This window comes from Chryseobacterium paridis (assembly GCF_016595215.1).
Classification (GTDB): Bacteria; Bacteroidota; Bacteroidia; order Flavobacteriales; family Weeksellaceae; genus Chryseobacterium; species Chryseobacterium paridis.
Genome location: NZ_JAENHK010000010.1, coordinates 1,700,740 through 1,720,106, shown reverse-complemented (window position 1 = coordinate 1,720,106; position 19,367 = coordinate 1,700,740). Strand labels below are relative to the sequence as shown.

At 34.4% G+C, this 19,367-nt stretch carries 16 protein-coding genes; 9 read left to right on the top strand and 7 right to left on the bottom strand.

What is annotated here, in order from left to right; translation table 11 throughout:
* Window positions 1-18: 18 nt before the first annotated feature.
* The 7 genes from JHL15_RS17235 to JHL15_RS17205 all read right to left on the bottom strand — a co-directional run bounded on the left by JHL15_RS17235 (window position 19) and on the right by JHL15_RS17205 (window position 6,736).
* Complete coding sequence (locus JHL15_RS17235; RefSeq protein ID WP_200247772.1) at window positions 19-2,556, bottom strand: YfhO family protein; 2,538 nt, start codon at window positions 2,554-2,556, stop codon at window positions 19-21.
* Between the two features lie 31 nt (window positions 2,557-2,587).
* Window positions 2,588-2,815 carry a hypothetical protein gene (locus JHL15_RS17230; RefSeq protein WP_200247771.1) on the bottom strand — a complete coding sequence of 76 codons (228 nt, stop codon included), beginning with the start codon at window positions 2,813-2,815 and terminating at the stop codon, window positions 2,588-2,590.
* Window positions 2,816-2,840: 25 nt separating this feature from the next.
* Window positions 2,841-3,887, bottom strand: coding sequence for a DUF6263 family protein (locus JHL15_RS17225; RefSeq protein WP_200247769.1), 1,047 nt, complete (start codon window positions 3,885-3,887; stop codon window positions 2,841-2,843).
* A 10-nt stretch (window positions 3,888-3,897) separates the two neighbouring features.
* On the bottom strand, window positions 3,898-5,016 hold the full coding sequence (locus JHL15_RS17220; protein ID WP_200247767.1) for a serine hydrolase domain-containing protein: 1,119 nt from the start codon (window positions 5,014-5,016) through the stop codon (window positions 3,898-3,900).
* 3 nt (window positions 5,017-5,019) lie between these two features.
* A complete protein-coding gene (gene rlmB / locus JHL15_RS17215; RefSeq protein ID WP_200247765.1) occupies window positions 5,020-5,769 on the bottom strand; it encodes a 23S rRNA (guanosine(2251)-2'-O)-methyltransferase RlmB in 750 nt (249 codons plus the stop codon).
* A 69-nt stretch (window positions 5,770-5,838) separates the two neighbouring features.
* Window positions 5,839-6,231 carry a four helix bundle protein gene (locus JHL15_RS17210; RefSeq protein ID WP_200247763.1) on the bottom strand — a complete coding sequence of 131 codons (393 nt, stop codon included), beginning with the start codon at window positions 6,229-6,231 and terminating at the stop codon, window positions 5,839-5,841.
* Between the two features lie 34 nt (window positions 6,232-6,265).
* On the bottom strand, window positions 6,266-6,736 hold the full coding sequence (locus JHL15_RS17205; RefSeq protein ID WP_200247761.1) for a DinB family protein: 471 nt from the start codon (window positions 6,734-6,736) through the stop codon (window positions 6,266-6,268).
* Window positions 6,737-7,067: 331 nt separating this feature from the next.
* Between JHL15_RS17205 and JHL15_RS17200 the strand changes: the two genes are divergently transcribed.
* The 9 genes from JHL15_RS17200 to JHL15_RS17160 all read left to right on the top strand — a co-directional run bounded on the left by JHL15_RS17200 (window position 7,068) and on the right by JHL15_RS17160 (window position 19,270).
* Complete coding sequence (locus tag JHL15_RS17200) at window positions 7,068-8,741, top strand: T9SS type A sorting domain-containing protein (RefSeq protein ID WP_200247759.1); 1,674 nt, start codon at window positions 7,068-7,070, stop codon at window positions 8,739-8,741.
* Between the two features lie 2 nt (window positions 8,742-8,743).
* Window positions 8,744-11,563 (top strand): hypothetical protein, encoded by a 2,820-nt coding sequence (locus JHL15_RS17195; RefSeq protein ID WP_200247757.1) that lies wholly within the window; start codon window positions 8,744-8,746, stop codon window positions 11,561-11,563.
* Between the two features lie 79 nt (window positions 11,564-11,642).
* Window positions 11,643-15,332 (top strand): DUF6443 domain-containing protein, encoded by a 3,690-nt coding sequence (locus JHL15_RS17190; protein ID WP_200247755.1) that lies wholly within the window; start codon window positions 11,643-11,645, stop codon window positions 15,330-15,332.
* Window positions 15,333-15,346: 14 nt separating this feature from the next.
* The gene (locus JHL15_RS17185; RefSeq protein WP_200247753.1) at window positions 15,347-15,700 is read left to right on the top strand and encodes an enoyl-CoA hydratase; all 354 of its coding nucleotides are present in this window, start codon (window positions 15,347-15,349) and stop codon (window positions 15,698-15,700) included.
* A 426-nt stretch (window positions 15,701-16,126) separates the two neighbouring features.
* Window positions 16,127-16,366 (top strand): hypothetical protein, encoded by a 240-nt coding sequence (locus tag JHL15_RS17180; protein ID WP_200247751.1) that lies wholly within the window; start codon window positions 16,127-16,129, stop codon window positions 16,364-16,366.
* Window positions 16,367-16,385: 19 nt separating this feature from the next.
* Window positions 16,386-16,685, top strand: coding sequence for an NTF2 fold immunity protein (locus JHL15_RS17175; RefSeq protein ID WP_200247749.1), 300 nt, complete (start codon window positions 16,386-16,388; stop codon window positions 16,683-16,685).
* Between the two features lie 495 nt (window positions 16,686-17,180).
* Window positions 17,181-17,567 (top strand): hypothetical protein, encoded by a 387-nt coding sequence (locus JHL15_RS17170; protein WP_200247747.1) that lies wholly within the window; start codon window positions 17,181-17,183, stop codon window positions 17,565-17,567.
* Between the two features lie 235 nt (window positions 17,568-17,802).
* Window positions 17,803-18,807 carry an AAA family ATPase gene (locus JHL15_RS17165; RefSeq protein WP_200247745.1) on the top strand — a complete coding sequence of 335 codons (1,005 nt, stop codon included), beginning with the start codon at window positions 17,803-17,805 and terminating at the stop codon, window positions 18,805-18,807.
* A 4-nt stretch (window positions 18,808-18,811) separates the two neighbouring features.
* Window positions 18,812-19,270, top strand: coding sequence for a GNAT family N-acetyltransferase (locus JHL15_RS17160; RefSeq protein WP_200247743.1), 459 nt, complete (start codon window positions 18,812-18,814; stop codon window positions 19,268-19,270).
* The last annotated feature ends 97 nt before the right edge of the window (window positions 19,271-19,367 follow it).

Genomic DNA, 19,367 nt, shown 5'->3' with positions numbered 1-19,367 from the left:
TGAATGAACTTAAAAAACTTAAACTGTTGGTTCAGTAAGCTCCTCCTTTTTCTTTTTATTCATCCAGAAAATACCCAATGCACTTAATATGATAAATAATCCGAATGAGAATAACGAGAACCATTTCCCTTTTTCAATTACTGCTGGTTCAAACACCATTCTGATATGATGTTCTCCTGCTGGAACCTGAACGGCACGAAGTAGGTAATCAGCCTTAATGTAAGGAACTTCTTTTTCATCGATAAACATCTTCCATCCATGCGGATAGTAAATTTCGGAGAATACAGCTAGTTGCGAAGTTTTTGATTTAGATCTAAACTCCAACTCATTAGGTTGGTATTTTGTTAAATTAATAAAGGCTGTAGAGTCTGCCTGAATTTGTTTATTATTAAAATAGGATTTATCTTCACTAGCTACAACCGCAGTTCTTTTACTGTTTATGATTCCAATTGACTTGATCTCCTCATTTGGAGTATTGGCAAATTGTATGTCGCTTACAAACCATGCATTACCATTAGCCTTTGTATTAGGCATTGTTTGAGGCTTTTCAGGACCTCCTACAACCCAGTATTTTGCATTAAGCAGGTTAAGAACATTGGGAACCTTTACTGAATCCATTGTCTGAAAATATTCATTGATAACATCATCATATCGTCTTAGTTTTACGGCATGATAACCCCCAATTGAAGATTTAAAATAGGAAGTATTTGTTTCGCTAAACGTTCCAAGAATATTGTTGAAAATTCTATAATGTGTTTTGTCTTTTTCAGCGATTGTTTCTAATGTTTTATTGACATTAACGTTAGCTAAAATAGACCCAAGATTTGGATTTGCCTGTACTTTTTCAGCTAAAAGATCAGAGCTTTCAGTTTGGAAAGGATTTTCAGCAAAGATTTTATCTACATAATTTTCATCGTTTAGGTAACGCTTATTTACGGTCCATAAGTCAAATAAACTAACCGCACCTATAATGATCAATGCAATATTCTGGCTTAGTTTTTTCTTCATAGTCATGAACAAAACAAAGGCCGTTATTGCTACATAAATAAAGGCTTTAATCGCATCAATTTTGAATAATTTAAATCTCTCATCCACAAGGTAATCCAATAGGAATGGTGGGAAGTATAATTTTTCATTATCTGTAGCAAAACCTAATAGGCTTTTTCCAAAAATCAAAAGAATGAGTACGAGACCTAATGTTCCGCCACTTACATAAAGAAGTATTTTCTTTTTATATTCTTCGGTTAATTTTTCATCCGTAAAGAATCGATAGAGACCAATAATAGCAATAAGTGGGAATAAGAGTTCAACCACCACTAAAATGGAAGAAGGGGCTCTAAACTTATTGTAAAATGGTATAAAATCAATAAAGAAATCTGATAAAGGCATAAAGTTGCTTCCCCATGCCAATAAAATAGTGAGAATAGAAGCTCCTAAAATCCAATATCGGTATTTTTTTGATGCAAAAAAGAATCCTAAAAGTGCAAGAAAACAAACAACAGCTCCCTGATAAGCAGGTCCTGAAGTTCCTGGTTGATCTCCCCAATAGGTTACTCCGGCAAAACCTTTCGAAATTCTATCCATTTCAGCCTGAGAAGAGACATTTTCCTGAACCATTTCCTGAATATGATTCATCATGTCTTTAGCTTCCGGTTCCTGGGTTCCACCTCCCATTAATCTTGGGATGAATAGGTTAAGGGTCTCCAGTCTTCCATAGCTCCACATCAGCATGCTTTCTTTATCCATTCCGGATTTTCCTGATGTATGGCTTTCCGTGTTTAAAATTTGTTTTCCACGAACAGTTTCTTTGATATATTCAGAATTGGCCATGATTCTTTGAGAATTCATCCCGACACCGATAATACATGAAACAGCAATGATAGCCGATGAAATAACAAAATGTTTCATTGGAGTCTTCTTTTGAATAACTCTGATCAGTTCAGAGATAAATAAAAAGCCCAATGCAAGGAATAAGTAATACGTCATCTGTGGGTGGTTAGCTGCAATCTGCAATCCCATAAACAACGTAGTAACTATAAATCCTGTAATATATTTTTTTCGGATATAAACCAATAATATCCCGGCCAGTAATGGCGCAAAGTATTCAATCGTATTTACTTTACCATTATGACCTGCTGCGATGATAATATAGAAATAGGTAGAAAGGCCAAAGAACGTAGCACCTAATAATGCATATTTCCAGTTTCTTACCACAACCATTCCTAAAAGGAAAAATCCGGCAAAAAGTAAAAACAGATAATTAACAGGTCTTGGTAAGAAATTCAGATTACTATCAATTTTTTTAATAATATCTCCTTTAAACTGACTTCCCATCTGGTAAGTAGGCATTCCACCAAACATGGAATCACTCCAATAGGTTTCTTTCTCATTATTCGCTCTGTAATCAAGAAGTTCTTTTGCTCCTCCCCGGTACTGAACAATATCATGTTGGAAAAGTTGCTTCCCTGTAAAAACAGGAGTGGAATATAAAAATGCTAAAACTATAAATACAACTAATGAAATTGCAATATAAATTAAGTTTTTATTTTTCGCCATGCTGGTTATTATCTTTATTTTTCTAGGAATTTTACCTTTTGTCCTTACTTTCTTTTACTTCCTCATAGTCCACAGTTTCTGCGTCCCAATTGATTTTCTGATTCGTATTCTTATTCGAGTTTTGTATATCCTGCTGCTTATTATTGTTGTTATTGTTGAATCGATAACTGTAAAAAGTCTTAAAGAAAAGCCTTTTAAGGATATTCCAGACAAAGAAAAGAATAATAGCTGTGAGTACTAGCTCAAGAATCCACTTCATATTTTTAAAATTTTATAAACCTCAATTATTTAGCAGAAGGGTTTACCATTACAGAAGAATTAGAAACACTCTTCATAGACTGAGATTGTTTTCCGTCCGAAATAGTTTCTATCTGAGTAGTTTTTACTGTAATATTCTGGTTGGTAATCCATCCTGTATTTTCATCAAACTTAATAGTACCATTTTGTACCAGCTCACTGCTGATGCTGTGAGTCATAGCTCCCTGTGCCTGTTTGTCAGTTTTTTTAGGAATTCCTCCGGATACACCAATTTCAGCCACACCATTACCAACACTTTTAAGAACATAATTTGATGTCACTTTTATCTTGCCGTTTGGATCTGCATTTTCAGTATTGGTCCATTTTTCTCCAATTTTTGCTCCTTTTTTAGGAATAATTGTAAGGTTTTTGCTGAACTGGTCTTTTAAAACTTTTTCATTAAAGCTTTCTTTAAGGCTTGCTACCACACTAGCTTTTTGATTGGCATCTTTCACTAGAGTACCTACTGCAGTGGAAACTTTTGTATACACAGGTTCAAAACCTGTAATGGAAATTACATTTCCTTTAGTATCCATTTTCATGTTCAGCTTATTGCTTGTCAATGCTCTGTTGATGTTCCAGATCATTTTAAGATCATCTTCTTTAGGAAGAGGTTGCTTCGTGTCCACAACAATCGTTTTTCCTTCAGCCGTCTGAGAATTTCTCTTTGAAATAAGGTTAAGTGTGATGTCATAAACATTGTTCTTGATGTCATTTACAGTGAAACTCATTTCATCTGTTGCTTCACTTGTACCATTCAATGTTTTCCCCTGAGGATCCGTCATTGTTTTTACATCTCTTTGATAAGTTGTCAACGGATAAGTTTTTCCTTTTTCAAGCTTAAAAGTTTGAGTGTAGATACCTGCAGAATCTTTAATAGCAGCATTTTCTGCTACTTTTGCTATTGAATCAGCGGGAACTTCCACTGTAATGGTCTTTCCTGTCTTAGGATCTACTTTTGTAATTTTTGCAGTTTCTTTTTTACATGAAACTAATGCTATAGATATAAGCGCTATTGCTGCTATGTTCTTCATTTTCTTTATTTTAATTTTTACTACTATTATATATATTTTCTGCAATATCCTGCAGTTTGCCCTGTGAAGACATGTCGGACTCATTTGAGAGTATAACTATTCCCATGTTTTTTGAAGGGTAGATTTGACAGACACTCGAAAAACCGGTTGTTCCACCTGTATGCCAAAAAGATTGACTTCCGTCTTTATATTTATGAATTCTCCAGAATAATCCGATTTCGTCACCTTCGCTTTTTACAACAGCCGTATGGGAAGCCAGGACATATTTGTCATTTTTATTCAGATGATACTGGATATATTTTACCATATCTCCAGTACTTGAATAGATCCCACCTGCAGGTGCCATAATGCTTGTTGTATTTCTTGGCATTATTTTTCCTTTTTCATTATAACCGGTTAATAGTTCAGCAGAGTTCGTGCCAACTAGGGTTTGTTTCATGTTTAGAGGCCCGGTAATATATTCTTTAAGAAGATCCTGAAAGCTTTTATGATATGCTTTTTCTAGAATATCACCTACGATCTGAGTACCTGCGTTAGAGTATTTATAGGTTGTTCCCGGAATCGTGTCAATTACAATTGCATGTAGGTCTTCTGCAAATTTCTTTTTTGAATAATTCTTATAAATCCTTGCCAATATAAACGGAATAGAATCCATTGGTTTTTTAAACGTTGCAGACTGATCTGGCACAAACTGTGGTAATCCCGACGAATGATTCGTCAGATTAGCCACTTTTATGGGATGCTTTTTAAATTCCAGATTGGGATAACTTCCATCCAGATATTTTCTGATATCATCATCCAGACTTACTTTTTTGTCTACAACTGCATGAGCTAAAAGAGTTCCTGTGAAAGTTTTGCTGATTGATGCCAGTTCATAAATATCTTTAGAAGTCGGAAGTTTAGATTTCCCTTTTTCTGTGGTTCCATAATTATAAAAATAACTTTTACCATCTTTGATGATACCAATGGAAATTCCAACGCGTGCCGGATCTTCCATGTATGCAGAAGCTTCTTTGTGAACAAGCCGATCAAAATCATTGCTCAAAGGGTTATCTGTTGGTATACCTTTAGTTTGTGCATTCCCTACGAATGACAAAAAAAATAAGGGTAAAAGAAATTGTATTTTCATGGATTAAGGATTTGGAGAGATAGACATCTTCTGTCTTACCGCTTCATATAAAATCGCTCCACATGCAACAGAAACATTTAAAGATTGGGTTTTACCTTCGATAGGCAATTTTATTTTTTCGTCAGAATGGTGTAATACTTCTTTAGAGATTCCTGTTTCCTCGTTACCCATTACGATAGCACAAGGTGCAGCGAAGTTTACATCATAGATCAGCTTTTGCGCTTTTTCTGTAGCTGAGTATACTGCTATTCCACTTTGTTGAAGGAAATCAACAGTATGAGCCAAATTAGCTTCTTTACAAATTTTCACATTGTAAATAGCACCTGCCGAAGTTTTGATAGCATCTGAATTAATTGGAGATGCACCTTTTTCAGGGATGATCACAGCATCAATTCCAACACATTCTGCAGTTCTGCAAATAGCTCCAAAGTTTCTTACATCAGTCAGTCGATCCAAAATTAATAAAAAAGGTGTTTTTCCTTCTTCAAATAACTGTGGAACAATGTCTTCTACTTTATGAAACGGAACATCCGAAATAAAAGCGACAACACCCTGATGATTTTTTCTCGTAAAACGGTTAAGCTTCTCGATCGGAACATAATTGGGACGTATTTTATTTTGAGCTAAAACTGCTTTAAGTTCAGCATAAATAGGACCTTGTAATGCATTTTGCAAAAAGATCTTGTCAATAGTTTTTCCCGCTTCAATAGCTTCTATTACGGGGCGTAGCCCGAAAATAAAGTCGTCTTTCATTTAATTGTTTAAAGTTTTATGTTTAGGGTTCAAAGTTCAAACTTTGAATTTCAAAATTTACATCAAAAATCATAATCTGTACTTTGTTCCTTTTAAATCTGTTAAATTTAAATATTTAATAAATGAGCTAATTTTTCTACTTAATACTTCGGTTTGTTCTCGTAACGTTTCAAATTTTTCTAATGACACTAAGCTTCTGTCAAAAACCCGGTACAACTGTGACCTTGTTTCACCACATGAAGCTTTTGCAATCGAAAGAAATTGTATAAATTCCCTATTCCCATTTCTTTCAAATCCTTCAGCAATATTATCCATGATAGAACCTGAAGAACCGTCAATTTGATTACGAAGTTTAAAATTGTTTTTAAGTTCCGTTGATTCAGAAATAGTATAAATGTCATTACACAACCTACGTGATAATTGCCAAATTTCTAAATCTTCAAACTTTTTAACGCTTGCCATAACTTTAAACTTTAAACACTGAACTTTAAACCATCTAGTATTTTTCTCCTAAAATTGCTCTCTTTTGTGCCATGATGTAGCCATAGTGTAGGCTTTCATGCATATTGTTAAAGATGATGGCATCCTGAATACTTTTTAGATCCATACCAAAACTTGTAGTGTAAGGTGTATAATCTGGAAAGAAATCACTGTCATAATCTTTCATTAAAATCTTTGAAGTTTCGGTTAATAAAAACTCTAAATCTTCTACTTCAGACTTCTGAACATTTAAGTTAGGTAAGGTTCCTTTTTTGTACGTTTCGATCCAATATTTATCGATTCGAAAAGGATTACCACTCAGGTAATAATGCAAAAGCTGTTGTGTAGCAACAGTATGTGCGATATTCCAATACATATTGTTGTTGAAGCCATCCGGAATGAGCAAAAGATCTTCGTGGGAGGTATTTTGCAATATATCCAAAAGGTTTCTTCGTACCTGTCTGTGAGCTTGAAAATGATAATTCATTTTACAAAAATTTTAATCACCAAAAATAGTTTAATAAACTGGAAATGACAATTTTTTGGTTGGAGGATTAAGCTAAATGTTGTTAAATTTAAATAAGCAGCATTTTTTTTAAGAAGTCTATTTACTCAACTGTCAGAAATTTCCGACCTGTAATTTATTATTTGCATCTATAATTATTATAAAACGACATATTGTGTCATATGTGAGAAGTAACTTTTTAATAATGAAAAAGATGAGAGAAAATATCTTTTATAAATCTTTCCGTTGTGAGATAAAAAAGATTATTTTTGCGGCAATTTTAAAATTATACTTATTTAATTAAACACAAGGTATGAGAAAACTTTACTTAAGTGCACTTTCAATGTGTATTATTTCTGGTATGCTATCTGCCCAGGAAGTGGTTTGGCAAAAAGATATCAAGTCCAACACTCAGGATTTTCTAAGCCAGGTGACAACGACTATTGATCAGCAGTATTTGATAACAGGAAGTGCTATACAAGCTGGAAGTCAGAAGCTGGAAGCTGGAAGTAATGCCAGGCAAAATAACGGCTATGATTTTCATTTGGTGAAATTGAATCAACAAGGTGATCAGGTTTGGGAGAAATATTTTGCGGGACGAAATCATGATTATTTATCAGCTACAGTGACTACTCAGGATGGTGGATCGCTTCTGGGAGGAACTTCGTACTCCGGAAAAGGGCTTGATAAAAAAGAAGATTCTAAAGGAGGATCAGATATCTGGCTTATCAGAATCAATGAATTTGGCGATGAATTATGGCAAAAAACTTTAGGTACAAATGCTGATGAAGAAGCTAGGGCTGTTATTCAAACTACAGACTTAGGATTTTTTGTAGCTGGGAATATGCAAAGTTCTCTTCGAGACCCTCAAGGAACTTCGACACAAAAGACACAAACAATATCTGGTTATGGTTCGAAAGATGTTTGGATCACCAGGCTTGATAAAAACGGAAAAGAATTATCACAACTTATTTTAGGCGGTTTTGGTTTAGATGAAGTAGAGAAAATGATTCCAACGAAGGATGGTGGAGCTTTATTAGGAATCTATTCGAGGAGTTCCGAGTTTCGGGGTTCGTGTTCCATGAATGAAAGTCCATCTAAAGAAACCTCGAATCCCGTATCTCGTTACCCAAAGACCACCATCAATGAGGGAGAAGGTGACTACTGGATCGTAAAACTAAACAAAGACGGAAAAGTAGAATGGGAAAAGAACTATGGAGGAAAAGGTGATGATCATTTAAGAACACTGGCTTTGACTTCAAATGGCTATATCATCGGAGGGGAATCAAGAAGTGAGAGATCAGGAAATAAGACTGTCGGAATTGAAGAGGGCACTGACTTATGGCTAATCTCTTTGAATGAAAGAGGTGATGAACAATGGCAAAAATCCTACAACTTTAAGAACAGGGATATTTTGATGGGAATGAGTGTGATACAGAGCCAAGATACAAGAGCCAAGAACCAAGAGGTTACCAAAGGAATATTGTTGGGTGGATATACTCAGGCTGAGGGAAGAATAGAAACAGATGATGAAACATTCTGGATGTTGTATCTGAATCAGGATGGAAATGAACAGTGGAGAAAATATGTAAAAGGAGAATCGAGAAAGAGAGAGGAAAGATTGTCTGATATCAAACTCAACAGAGACGGCTCGATCATTTTAGCAGGAACGAGTGCAGAAGAACTTGGAAAAGAGAACTGGAAGATTATTAAACTGGGAGATAAACAACTGGATCAATTGATTGAAAAACAAGATATCAAGATTTATCCGAATCCGGTATCAGATTACGCTTATGTAGAAATAGGGTTTGAATTTAAAGATGCGGATATTACTTTGTACGATATGGGTGGTAGACAACTCCAAAATTTAAAAACGAAGAATAAAGTTACAAAGATTAATACTCAACCATTAATCCAAGGAGCTTATCTGGTGGTGATCAAAACAGATACAAACAAAACGGCTAATGCTAAACTGATTAAGAAATAGGAATGAATACACTCAAAAAAATAATAACAATTTTAAGTACTGGCATTATAGGATTGTATGGTGCACAAACCCCTAATCCAAGCTATAGTACAGGTGTTACAAGGCCAGTTCCAACTATTTCTTCTTTAGCTACTTATAATAATGTACCGATTTCTCTCCAAACGGGAATTCCTGATATCTCTTATGATTTATTCAATGTTCCTTCAAATAGCGGGTATTTTAGCTTAAATATAGGAATGAACTATCATCCTGCAAATGCTGCGAATGATCAATGGATTGGAGATCTGGGAACAGGATGGTCTTTGTTTGGACAGGGAGTCATTTCAAGGGAAATCTTATTTGATTTTGATGAACGTGCAACTAATGGAGATAGTTATCTGAAAAATGAATTTGATGATGTTTATAATTACACTATTCCCGGAGAATCAGGGAAATTCAGGTTCATAAGAGATATTACTAGCAATACTTTTGAATTGGTAAAACTTACTCCTACTACTTCCCAAATACAGTATCAGCGGTCGCCTGCAAATACTTCCACCCTGATTGTTGATTCTTTTACAGTTATCACAGATAAGGGCATACAATATAAATTTGAAATCTATAATACTTCCAGAGCAAGAGTAGTAGTATTTTCTTATCCTAATGGCGGCTTAATATATGGTGATCAAAATTATCGGAGTGCTTTTTTTCTGACCTCTGTGTCAGATGAGAATAGTAATGTCCTTGCAACATATAACTATATGAAAGAGACGACCTATGTATTAGGAAGTGGAAATAGTATTATTGAGTCTGTGGAGAATAAGCTTAATCATATTGAAGTAAAAGACAGAGGAGTAATTGATCTGGAATATGATAGAGTAGATTCATCGATAAAATCTGATAAGTTCAGACTGAAAAATACCTCTCTTAAAACAGCTGGAGGTCAGTTTGTATCAAAATACACTTTTCAGACAGGGCTTGAGTCCTTCACAAAAGTTGATGCTTACGGAGTTGAACTTGAAAAAACAAAATTCTCTTATGGAGCAGCTTCTTATACAACCCCGCAAGGATTTGAGATCAATCCTGAGCTTGTTGTACCAAACGTATTAACAAAAGTTCAACCACTAACAGGAGGTGTTATTCAGTACGATTTTGATTTTATTCCATTTAGTACTATTGAAGAAAAGAAACACATCACTCCAGAAGAAGATTTTGGAAATGTTTCTTTTGCAAAAATTAATAATCCCGCTAAAAAATATTTTTTCACGGTACCTGTTAATAATGGAGGGATATTTCCTAATCCCCCTTATTATATAGCTATAGACATCAGTGCGGGCCAACTGGCTAATAATTACTGGTCACTTGCCTTTTATAAAAAGGTAGGAAGTACTTATCAACCAGCGCCAATTAGCCTAGGGCCTGCTGTGGAACCTAATCCTGATTATCCTACCAGACAACTTATCCCTTTTTTGAATACAGATGCAGGAGAATATTATGTATCTCTTTTAAGTGCTGAACCAGGTATCACAATACCATATGGGGAAGTGACTTTTTCGGCTAAACACATAATGGATCCGGTAGAAGTTACGATACAGAAACATAGTAAAGAGGGACTTCCCCGGGTCAAAAAAGTAAAGTATTTTAACCAGGAAGCATCAACGGTGTACGCAGATTCTACCCCTGCTAAGATTGAAGAATATAATTATGATAAATTTGATGCTCCCGGGAAATCCAGTGGATATTATGTAGCAGGAGGTACACTGGATGGAATGAATGCAGTAGCTCCAAGTATGATTTATAAAAATGTAAAAGTTTCTCAAGGGAACAACACCGGATATACAAAATATTACTTCAAAGCACCAGATGATTATCCCTTACAAACTGCGACCAATATCTGGCCTAATTATAATCTGACCCGTAGCGGGCTTATCAATAAAAAAGAGGTCTATAACTTTTTAAACCAAAAATTATCTGAAGATGTGTTTGATTATACATTCATGGAGTATGACAGCCCTAAATATCTGGTTGCCCCAAGTACAGTTGGAACAAATTTCTATCTAAAAACAAGCTGGGTTAAAGAGAATAGGGTTGTTTCTAAGAACTATTTTGATTCGGGAGTCGCAGAAACCAAAAAAGAGGTTTTTAAAAATATAAATAATTATTTGCCAGCCTTGGAAAGGGCAACCTCTTTTGATGGAACCGTTCAGGAGACAACCTATCAATATGCTTTAGATAAAAACAATCAGAAACTCATCGGCGCAAGTATGAAAGGTATTCCTTTGGAAACAGCTTCTGTTGTGAAAAAAACAGCTTCTGATATAGGAAAACTGGTCTTAAAATCAGAGGTGAAATATGACAATACCACTAATAAGTTTCCATCTTCTACCGTTTCTTTTGATTCTCAAAATAGTTTAGTTTCAGAAGTAATTTTCAATCAATATGATGCAAAGGGCAATCTGGAACAATATACAACCAAAGATGGAATCCCTGTTTCGGTAGTTTGGGGGTATAATAAAACAGAGCCTATTGCTAAGATTGAAGGTGCCCTCTATAGTCAGATTGCTCCTTACATTGCAGATATTGTTGCTAAATCCGATGCCGATAAAGATGATATTTCTGAACAAAGTCTTCAGAACGCTCTGAGTCTTTTCAGAAATAATTCCAATCTCGCAAATTACCAGATCACAACTTATGTTTATGATCCTCTGATTGGTATGAAAAGTATGACCCCTCCTTCAGGAATCCGTGAGATTTACAAATATGATAATGCCAATAGGCTGGATCAGGTTGTTGATGAAAACGGAAAAGTATTAAAAAAATATAAATATAACTACAAACATTAAATGTAAAATGTACTAGCGTAAAATGTATTAACGAATGATAAATCAGTACAGATTACACGAGTACAAAAAACAAAATTTCATGAGAAAAAGAATAATATTATATATATCATTGTTTGTAGCAGGATTTTCATATGCGCAGACAAGTACGGAAAACTATATACAGAGTACAACATGTTTAGATGCAGACTGTATAAAAAAGGCAGAAACTGTACAGTATTTTGATTATTTAGGAAGACCAAAACAAACAATAGAGATAAAAGCTACCCCGAAAGGAAGGGACTTGGTAACCCCCATTGTATATGACGAGTTGGGAAGGCAAACCAGAAGCTATCTTCCAGTTCCACAATCATCCACTACTAATGGAAATATTTATCCTCAAACTGCGGGAATGATTCCTTATCCGGTAGCGGATGCTACCAATTTTTATGGAGGAGAAAAAACGTATACTGAGAAAACACTTGAAAAATCTCCTTTAGAAAGGGTTCTGGATCAAAAGCAGGTCGGAAATGCATGGAATAACAAACCAATTACTTTTGGATATGACCTAAACAGTTTAGCCGATCACGTAAAACAATATGAAGTTGTCACAACTTGGAATACTATAGAAAAGGTATACAAAAATGAACTGAAATATACCGTTTCAGAGTATGCTGTTGGGAAACTGACAAAGAATACTGTTGCTGATGAAGATGGAAATAAAACCATAGAATTTAAAGACGGCTCTGGGCAGACGATATTGATAAGAAAAGTAATAAGTACATCACAAAATGCTGATACCTATTATCTTTACAATGACTATAAGCAGCTAGCTTATGTTATTCCACCAATGGCTTCTGCAGGAACTCTCAATGAAACTGCAGCAAACAATTTTTGTTACCAGTATAAATACGACAGTAAAAACAGGTTGGTTGAAAAGAAGCTTCCTGGAAAAGGATGGGAGTATTTCATCTACGACAAACAGAATAGACTCATAATGACCCAGGATGCCAAAATGGGATCCTCCACGCAATGGTTTTTTTCCAAATATGACCAATTTGGAAGAATTGCTTATACTGGAATTTATACATCAACGCAAGCCTACGGAACAGCAGGAAGAGTTGCTGAACAGGCATTGGTAGATGCTAAAGGAAGTAATAATGTAGTAAGAACTGCTTCTGTAGGATTTATTGTAGGTGGTCGTGGAGCATATTATAGTAATACTACTACTAGCTATCCTAATTCAATCACTGCACTTTTGAGTATTAATTATTATGATACCTATCCGGTGTATAGTTTTAATCCAACATTTCCAACTGATGTTTTAGGAAGTCCTGTACTTACAGATAATTCTACAGGAAATCCCATAAGTACTAAAGGTCTTTCAGTAATGAGTTTGATTAAAAATATAGAGGATGATAATTGGACAAGTAATTATAATTATTTTGACAGTAAGGGACGGGTAATCAGCACATACTCTGTCAATCACCTCGGAGGATATACTGTACTTAGGCATTTGCTTGACTTTTCTGGTACAGTGCTTCAAACAAATACTTATCATAAAAGATTAGCTGGTGATACAGAAATAATTACAAGAGAAAGGTTTACTTATGATGATCAGAATCGCTTATTAACAATTACTCACCAGGTCAATAATAATTCTATTGAGATTTTAGCACAGAATGATTATAATGAATTGTCACAGTTAAAAAATAAGAAAGTAGGTGGAACGAGTATCACATCACCACTTCAAAGTATTGATTATACTTATAATATCCAGGGATGGCTGACCAAAATCAATGATCCTGCAAATCTTAATGGTAAACTTTTCGGGTATGAAATGAGGTATAACAATCCTGTTAATGCCAATATTGCACCAGGACGGTTTAATGGAAATATAACGGAAGTAGACTGGAAAAATGGGTCAGAGAATATCTTAAAAAGATATAATTATGGATACGACAATCTCAACAGATTGCAGGATGCAATTTATTCTGAACCTAATTCAACAATACCGTTTAATAATAATTTTAATGAAAATCTGACTTATGATTTAAATGGTAATATCAAAACCTTAAAAAGAAATGCTTTTCCAACATTTGGAGGAACAACTTCAACTATGGTAGATGATCTAATATATCAATATACTGGAAATCGTCTGGACAAAATAGTTGAAAATGCATTGAATGATACGGGATACGAGGGTGGAAACAATCTAATTGATTATGATCTTAATGGGAATATGGTCAGTATGAGAGATAAGGGAATCAATCCCATTAGCTACAATTATCTTAATTTACCTAACAAGATGTCCATTACTCCGGTTGGTATAATCGGAGGTCTTAACTTTCAATTAGATTTTCTTTATCGTGCGGATGGAACAAAGCTAAGGAAGATCTATACTAGTGCTGGACGAAGAGGAGCGCCTGGTACTACCCGCATGACCGATTACCTTGACGGATTCCAGTATAATTATGATCAGGGTTTAGGTGTCTGTCTGACTTGCAAAACAGAAGTGGCCTATGAACAGGAAGCATATAAAGCAATTGGAAATGTACTTCCTGGATCTGCTAATCCTGAATGGAAGCTGGATTTTGTAATTACGGCAGAAGGGTTTTACAGTTTTACAGAAAACCGCTATATTTACCAATATAGTGACCATCTAGGAAATACGAGAGTAAGCTTTGCCAAAAACAACGCAGGAGTTCTTGAAGTTACGGATACCAACAACTATTATCCATTTGGATTAAACCATATTGGAGGAATTGGCTCTATGTCTCAATTTGGGAGTTATTATGGCTATAAGTATAATGGCAAGGAGTTGCAGGAGACTGGAATGTATGATTATGGGGCAAGATTCTATATGCCAGATTTAGGAAGATGGGGAGTAATGGATGCAATGTCTGAAAAGTACAGAAGACACAGTCCTTACAATTATGCAGTAAATAATCCTGTTATGTATACTGATCCAGATGGAAATGATGTACAGAATTTTACAGGACAGGATGCAGTTAATGCCTTTAATCAAATTAGAGATAATATGTCTTCCGGTGGTGGATATTTCTCGGGAATTAATTTCCATCAGTTTGAAGGTGGAGATAACCCGAATAATCCAAAACCTAATTTTTTTGAACGTGTAGGGAATTTTTTCGGTAGAATGTTCGGAAATAATAATGGAGCCCAAATTTCTTCATTTGCAGCCGGAGCTACAGTTTCAAGAGCATGGACTTTGAAAGTTGGAGAATTGATTGCAGAAGGAAGAGTACTGGGGCAAGCGACTTATACAGCGATGGGAACAGCAGCACTTCGTACTCTATGGGCAGTCCCATTGATACTAAATGGTGATAGTTCTCATGCTCGTGGCTATGATGTCCCTCTTACAGGAGTAACAGACGTACCAGCAGATGAACCAGAACAAACAATAATATTATATAGAGGGGTTTCATCAAAAGCAAAAGGTTCAATGTATTTTGAAGCAATGCAGGGAACTGCAATACCAGGTGGATTTAGACAAGTAGCAACAACATGGGGTGCACATAGTGATATGGAATTGCATGCTGGAGGAGATAATCTTAGTATTTGGACCAGTTGGACTAGTGATATAAATGTTGCTAGAGATTTTGCTACTGGCAAGGCATTTTATAAAAATGGGATACCGGGAATTATTATGTCTAAAACATTTACTGTAGGACAAGCTGTTCCTAACCCTTTTACGCTTGGAGAAACTGAATGGCTTGTACCGGGAGTTACATACGGGGCTAAAGTTCAATACGTTTTACCAAGATCAAAATAAAAAAATAATCTATTATGTTAACATCAGAATATATTTTTAAATTAATTAAAAAAGAAAGGAATTCCCTAGGCAATATTCAAGATTATAAAATTAAAATAAGTGATAGTAATAATTTTAAAAGGGAAAACTTAATAGGAGTGTATAAAATTAGGCAATATACTGCTATAAGAGAAGGTAACAATAAATTATCACAACAAATGGGTGCTTTAATATCAAGTTTAGAAAATTATTCTAAAGAACAACTAAGATTTGTAAGTCTATTAGGTCAAAAATACTATGGTATCTTCTATTTAAATGAAGATTGTGATAAAGTAATTGGATACCTAGAAAGTAAAGTTGATGAAATAGGAAATATTATAAATGAATAATTGTAATATACTGAAATTGCCTTTAATAATGAATGAGAATAATTAATTTGCCCCCTGCTGGCGCGAGCGTCACGCTCGTGTCTGAATAGGTAGGCGGGTAACTTATAAATAAATCCGAGAAAGTATTAATTTCTCGGATTTTTATTTCAATATTTGAAAGACTGAAAGTATTTTTTTTGGGAAATCTTATAATTGAAATTTAATACTACAAAAAATTACTATAAAGATGATCAGGGAATTTTGCAAATTCGTTTAAATTTGTAATGTATGAATGGGCAACGAGCGTGACGCTCGCGCCAGCGGGGGGAGGATGGAGATAAAGGCTATTCACGATCTTTAAAACTAGATGCTTTTCTTGTTACACCCGACGGCTCATTAAAATATTATGATTTAAGTTCTGATACGGAAAGAACATTAAGAACAGATATGCCAAGTGATCCAAATAATGAGACTCCTCGAAAAAACACTATAGATCCAACATTAAATCCTAATCCTTCTTCGGGAGATTACAGACCTAAGCCTAAACCTTTTCCTAAATTGGATCCTATTTCTAATGATCGCCCTAAATCAGTTTTAGATGGTGGTTTAAAATCAATAGAAAATTTGAACAGAAGAAAAGAACAAATACCATTAATAGATCGAACACATTTACCAATTCAACGATAACTTATATTAAAATGTCAACATGAAATATTATATTTTTACATTAGCTGCTTTATTCTCTTGTACTAAACATGGGATATCTAACAAAGAAACAAGTAGCATTACTGATAAAGAGATTGCACTTACGGTAGCAGAAAAAAAATGGAATGAAGTTTATGGAAAAACAGCAATAAATAAACAAAAACCATTTATTGCTGAAAAAAAGAATGATAGTACTTGGGTAGTTCATGGAACATTCCCTAAGCCAACAATAGGAGGAGTTGCTTATGCGGAAGTAAATATAAAAACGCAAAAGGTTGTTTCATATACACACGGGGAATAAGTCTTAAATAATTAGATGATGAAGAGGGGTAAATAAACCCAATGAATGAAGAATATACTTTTTCTTATCAATTTTTCATCCACCAATTCATTCATCAATGAGAACTTGAAGGTTTGAGAGAAGAAGGGACCTGCTGTGCAAAGTCTCAGACTTTGAGCCGAAAAATAAATAAAGTCAATTCTTAAGAGTTGACTTTATTGTATGTCAAGGTTTCCTTAAGATCCATACATTTAAAATAAAAATATCTAAGATGAAAGAAGGTTAAATCGTAATAGATCAAGAGAAAATTCATTTATAAAAGTAATGGCTCAAAGTTTGAGACTTTGCACAGCGGGCATGCCAGAAGTAGGTGCTTATAACCAATCTTAAAATAAATGAGCAACTGGATATAATCAAGGTTGGCCATTCTATGGGGAACATACATATTCAGGGTCATATATCTTTCATGGTTTTTATGGAAGATTCCCTTATAGAACAGATATAAAATATTAAAAAATGAGAGTATTATTTTTTATAATCTTAACTTGCTTATTATATAGCTGTAAGAAGGAAAATACAGAAGAGCAAGAAAAAAACAATAGAATTATCGTTAAAACCATCAATAACGGAAACTTTAAGGCAACGCTTTTTAAAAAAAGTACAATATCAAATATTACAAGTCATGTCTCTTTAGTTAAAAACAACAAAGAATGCTTAGTTTTTTCTGGAAATTTTGGTACTGTGATTGATATTTATTTTAAAGGAAAAGACACTCTATATTTAAAATGTTATAAGCCATCATCCAATATAATATATGAATATAAAAAGGATGTAAATGGAATAAAAGTATTGAAGGATACTTTAATTACAGAAGAAGAATATAATGAAAAAACCCATAACTAGTAAAAGCCCACCAGTTTTGGTGGGTTTTTAATTTGCAAAATATTTCAATGACAATAAATCTTTGTTTTTTTATTCAAGAGCTTAAAATGTACCTTATAAAAATAATACTTATTATAAACGTACTATTCAGTTGAACCCCGAAAATATTTAACAAACTTTAACTCAAAAATGGCATTCATTGTGTTGATTAATGCAAGTATTTATTAGAAATTTACCAACTATTTTAAATTAAGCTATGTCAGATACATACCAAGCAGAAGATATTCGCCAGTTAACGGAGAAAGTAAAAGAAAAGAATTACTTGTTTTCTCTTCTAAGGCAGGAAATCAACAAAGTTATTATTGGACAGGAATATATGATAGACCGCCTTTTGGTAGGTCTTTTAGGGAATGGCCATGTACTGCTGGAGGGAGTCCCGGGGTTAGCTAAAACTTTAGCGATAAAAACTTTGGCTGATGCTGTTCATGGGGATTTTTCAAGAATTCAGTTTACGCCTGATTTACTTCCTGCTGATGTTGTGGGAACAATGATCTTTAATATTAAAGACAATGATTTTTCGATAAAAAAAGGTCCTGTATTTGCCAATTTTGTGCTGGCGGATGAGATCAACCGTGCACCAGCAAAAGTGCAATCAGCTCTTTTGGAAGTGATGCAGGAAAAGCAAGTGACGATTGGGGATGAAACCATGAAGCTTCCAAAGCCATTTTTGGTATTGGCAACGCAAAACCCGATTGATCAGGAGGGAACTTATTTATTACCTGAAGCGCAAAGCGATCGTTTTATGCTGAAATGTAAAATAGATTATCCTGAATTTGAAGATGAAAGAAAAGTAATGAGAATGGTTTCTACTTCTCATCAACCGTCTGTACAGGCTGTAATTACTCTACAGGATATTGTAGATGCAAAAGAATTGATCAATCAGATTTATCTTGATGAAAAGATTGAAAAGTATATTCTGGATATGGTTTTTGCAACACGTTTTCCTGAGAACTATGGACTTTCAGAACTTAAAAATTATATCAGTTTTGGAGCATCACCAAGAGCATCAATTAATTTAGCGATTGCTTCAAGAGCTTATGCATTTCTAAAAGGAAGAGCATTTGTAATTCCTGAAGATGTAAAAGAATTAGCTAAAGATGTGTTGAGACATAGAATTGGTTTAACGTTCGAGGCTGAAGCGGAAGAAGTATCATCTGAGGAAATTGTTAATAGAATTTTAGCGAAAATCCAGGCACCTTAGTATTATGGATGAAGTTGTAATCAGAAGAGCTGTTAAAGAAGATTGTGTTCCTATGCTGGATCTTATCAAAGAGTTGGCTGAATATGAAAAGGCTTTGCATGAAGTGACTGTGACTTTAGATGAGTTTGTGGATGCAGGATTTGGAAACTCAGCGGTTTGGGGAGCTTTTGTTGCTGAAGTGGATCACGAAATTGTTGGGATTTCTTTATATTATAACAGATATTCAACTTGGAAAGGAAGGAGGTTATACCTCGAAGATCTGGTAGTAACTGAAAGAATGAGGGGGAAACAGATCGGTAAAAAACTATTTGATGCTACCCTGGAATTTGGAAAAGCCAATAACTATAGTGGAATGATGTTCCAGGTATTAAACTGGAATGAACCTGCTATTAATTTCTATAAAAAATACGAACCAAAATTCGACGATGAATGGCTTAATGTATCAATTGAATTTAAGAATTAAAACTTGAATCGAGAAGTTGAAAGTGGAAAGGGGAAAGTTGAAAATTATGAATTAAAAATTTTCAACTTTCAATTTTAAATTTTCAATTACCAATTAA

What these genes read in the sequence shown, in the direction of transcription:
- JHL15_RS17235 (WP_200247772.1), bottom strand. Translation starts at nt 2,556, where the DNA reads ATGGCGAAAAATAAAAACTTAATTTATATTGCAATTTCATTAGTTGTA.
- JHL15_RS17230 (WP_200247771.1), bottom strand. Translation starts at nt 2,815, where the DNA reads ATGAAGTGGATTCTTGAGCTAGTACTCACAGCTATTATTCTTTTCTTT.
- JHL15_RS17225 (WP_200247769.1), bottom strand. Translation starts at nt 3,887, where the DNA reads ATGAAGAACATAGCAGCAATAGCGCTTATATCTATAGCATTAGTTTCA.
- JHL15_RS17220 (WP_200247767.1), bottom strand. Translation starts at nt 5,016, where the DNA reads ATGAAAATACAATTTCTTTTACCCTTATTTTTTTTGTCATTCGTAGGG.
- rlmB (WP_200247765.1), bottom strand. Translation starts at nt 5,769, where the DNA reads ATGAAAGACGACTTTATTTTCGGGCTACGCCCCGTAATAGAAGCTATT.
- JHL15_RS17210 (WP_200247763.1), bottom strand. Translation starts at nt 6,231, where the DNA reads ATGGCAAGCGTTAAAAAGTTTGAAGATTTAGAAATTTGGCAATTATCA.
- JHL15_RS17205 (WP_200247761.1), bottom strand. Translation starts at nt 6,736, where the DNA reads ATGAATTATCATTTTCAAGCTCACAGACAGGTACGAAGAAACCTTTTG.
- JHL15_RS17200 (WP_200247759.1), top strand. Translation starts at nt 7,068, where the DNA reads ATGAGAAAACTTTACTTAAGTGCACTTTCAATGTGTATTATTTCTGGT.
- JHL15_RS17195 (WP_200247757.1), top strand. Translation starts at nt 8,744, where the DNA reads ATGAATACACTCAAAAAAATAATAACAATTTTAAGTACTGGCATTATA.
- JHL15_RS17190 (WP_200247755.1), top strand. Translation starts at nt 11,643, where the DNA reads ATGAGAAAAAGAATAATATTATATATATCATTGTTTGTAGCAGGATTT.
- JHL15_RS17185 (WP_200247753.1), top strand. Translation starts at nt 15,347, where the DNA reads ATGTTAACATCAGAATATATTTTTAAATTAATTAAAAAAGAAAGGAAT.
- JHL15_RS17180 (WP_200247751.1), top strand. Translation starts at nt 16,127, where the DNA reads ATGCCAAGTGATCCAAATAATGAGACTCCTCGAAAAAACACTATAGAT.
- JHL15_RS17175 (WP_200247749.1), top strand. Translation starts at nt 16,386, where the DNA reads ATGAAATATTATATTTTTACATTAGCTGCTTTATTCTCTTGTACTAAA.
- JHL15_RS17170 (WP_200247747.1), top strand. Translation starts at nt 17,181, where the DNA reads ATGAGAGTATTATTTTTTATAATCTTAACTTGCTTATTATATAGCTGT.
- JHL15_RS17165 (WP_200247745.1), top strand. Translation starts at nt 17,803, where the DNA reads ATGTCAGATACATACCAAGCAGAAGATATTCGCCAGTTAACGGAGAAA.
- JHL15_RS17160 (WP_200247743.1), top strand. Translation starts at nt 18,812, where the DNA reads ATGGATGAAGTTGTAATCAGAAGAGCTGTTAAAGAAGATTGTGTTCCT.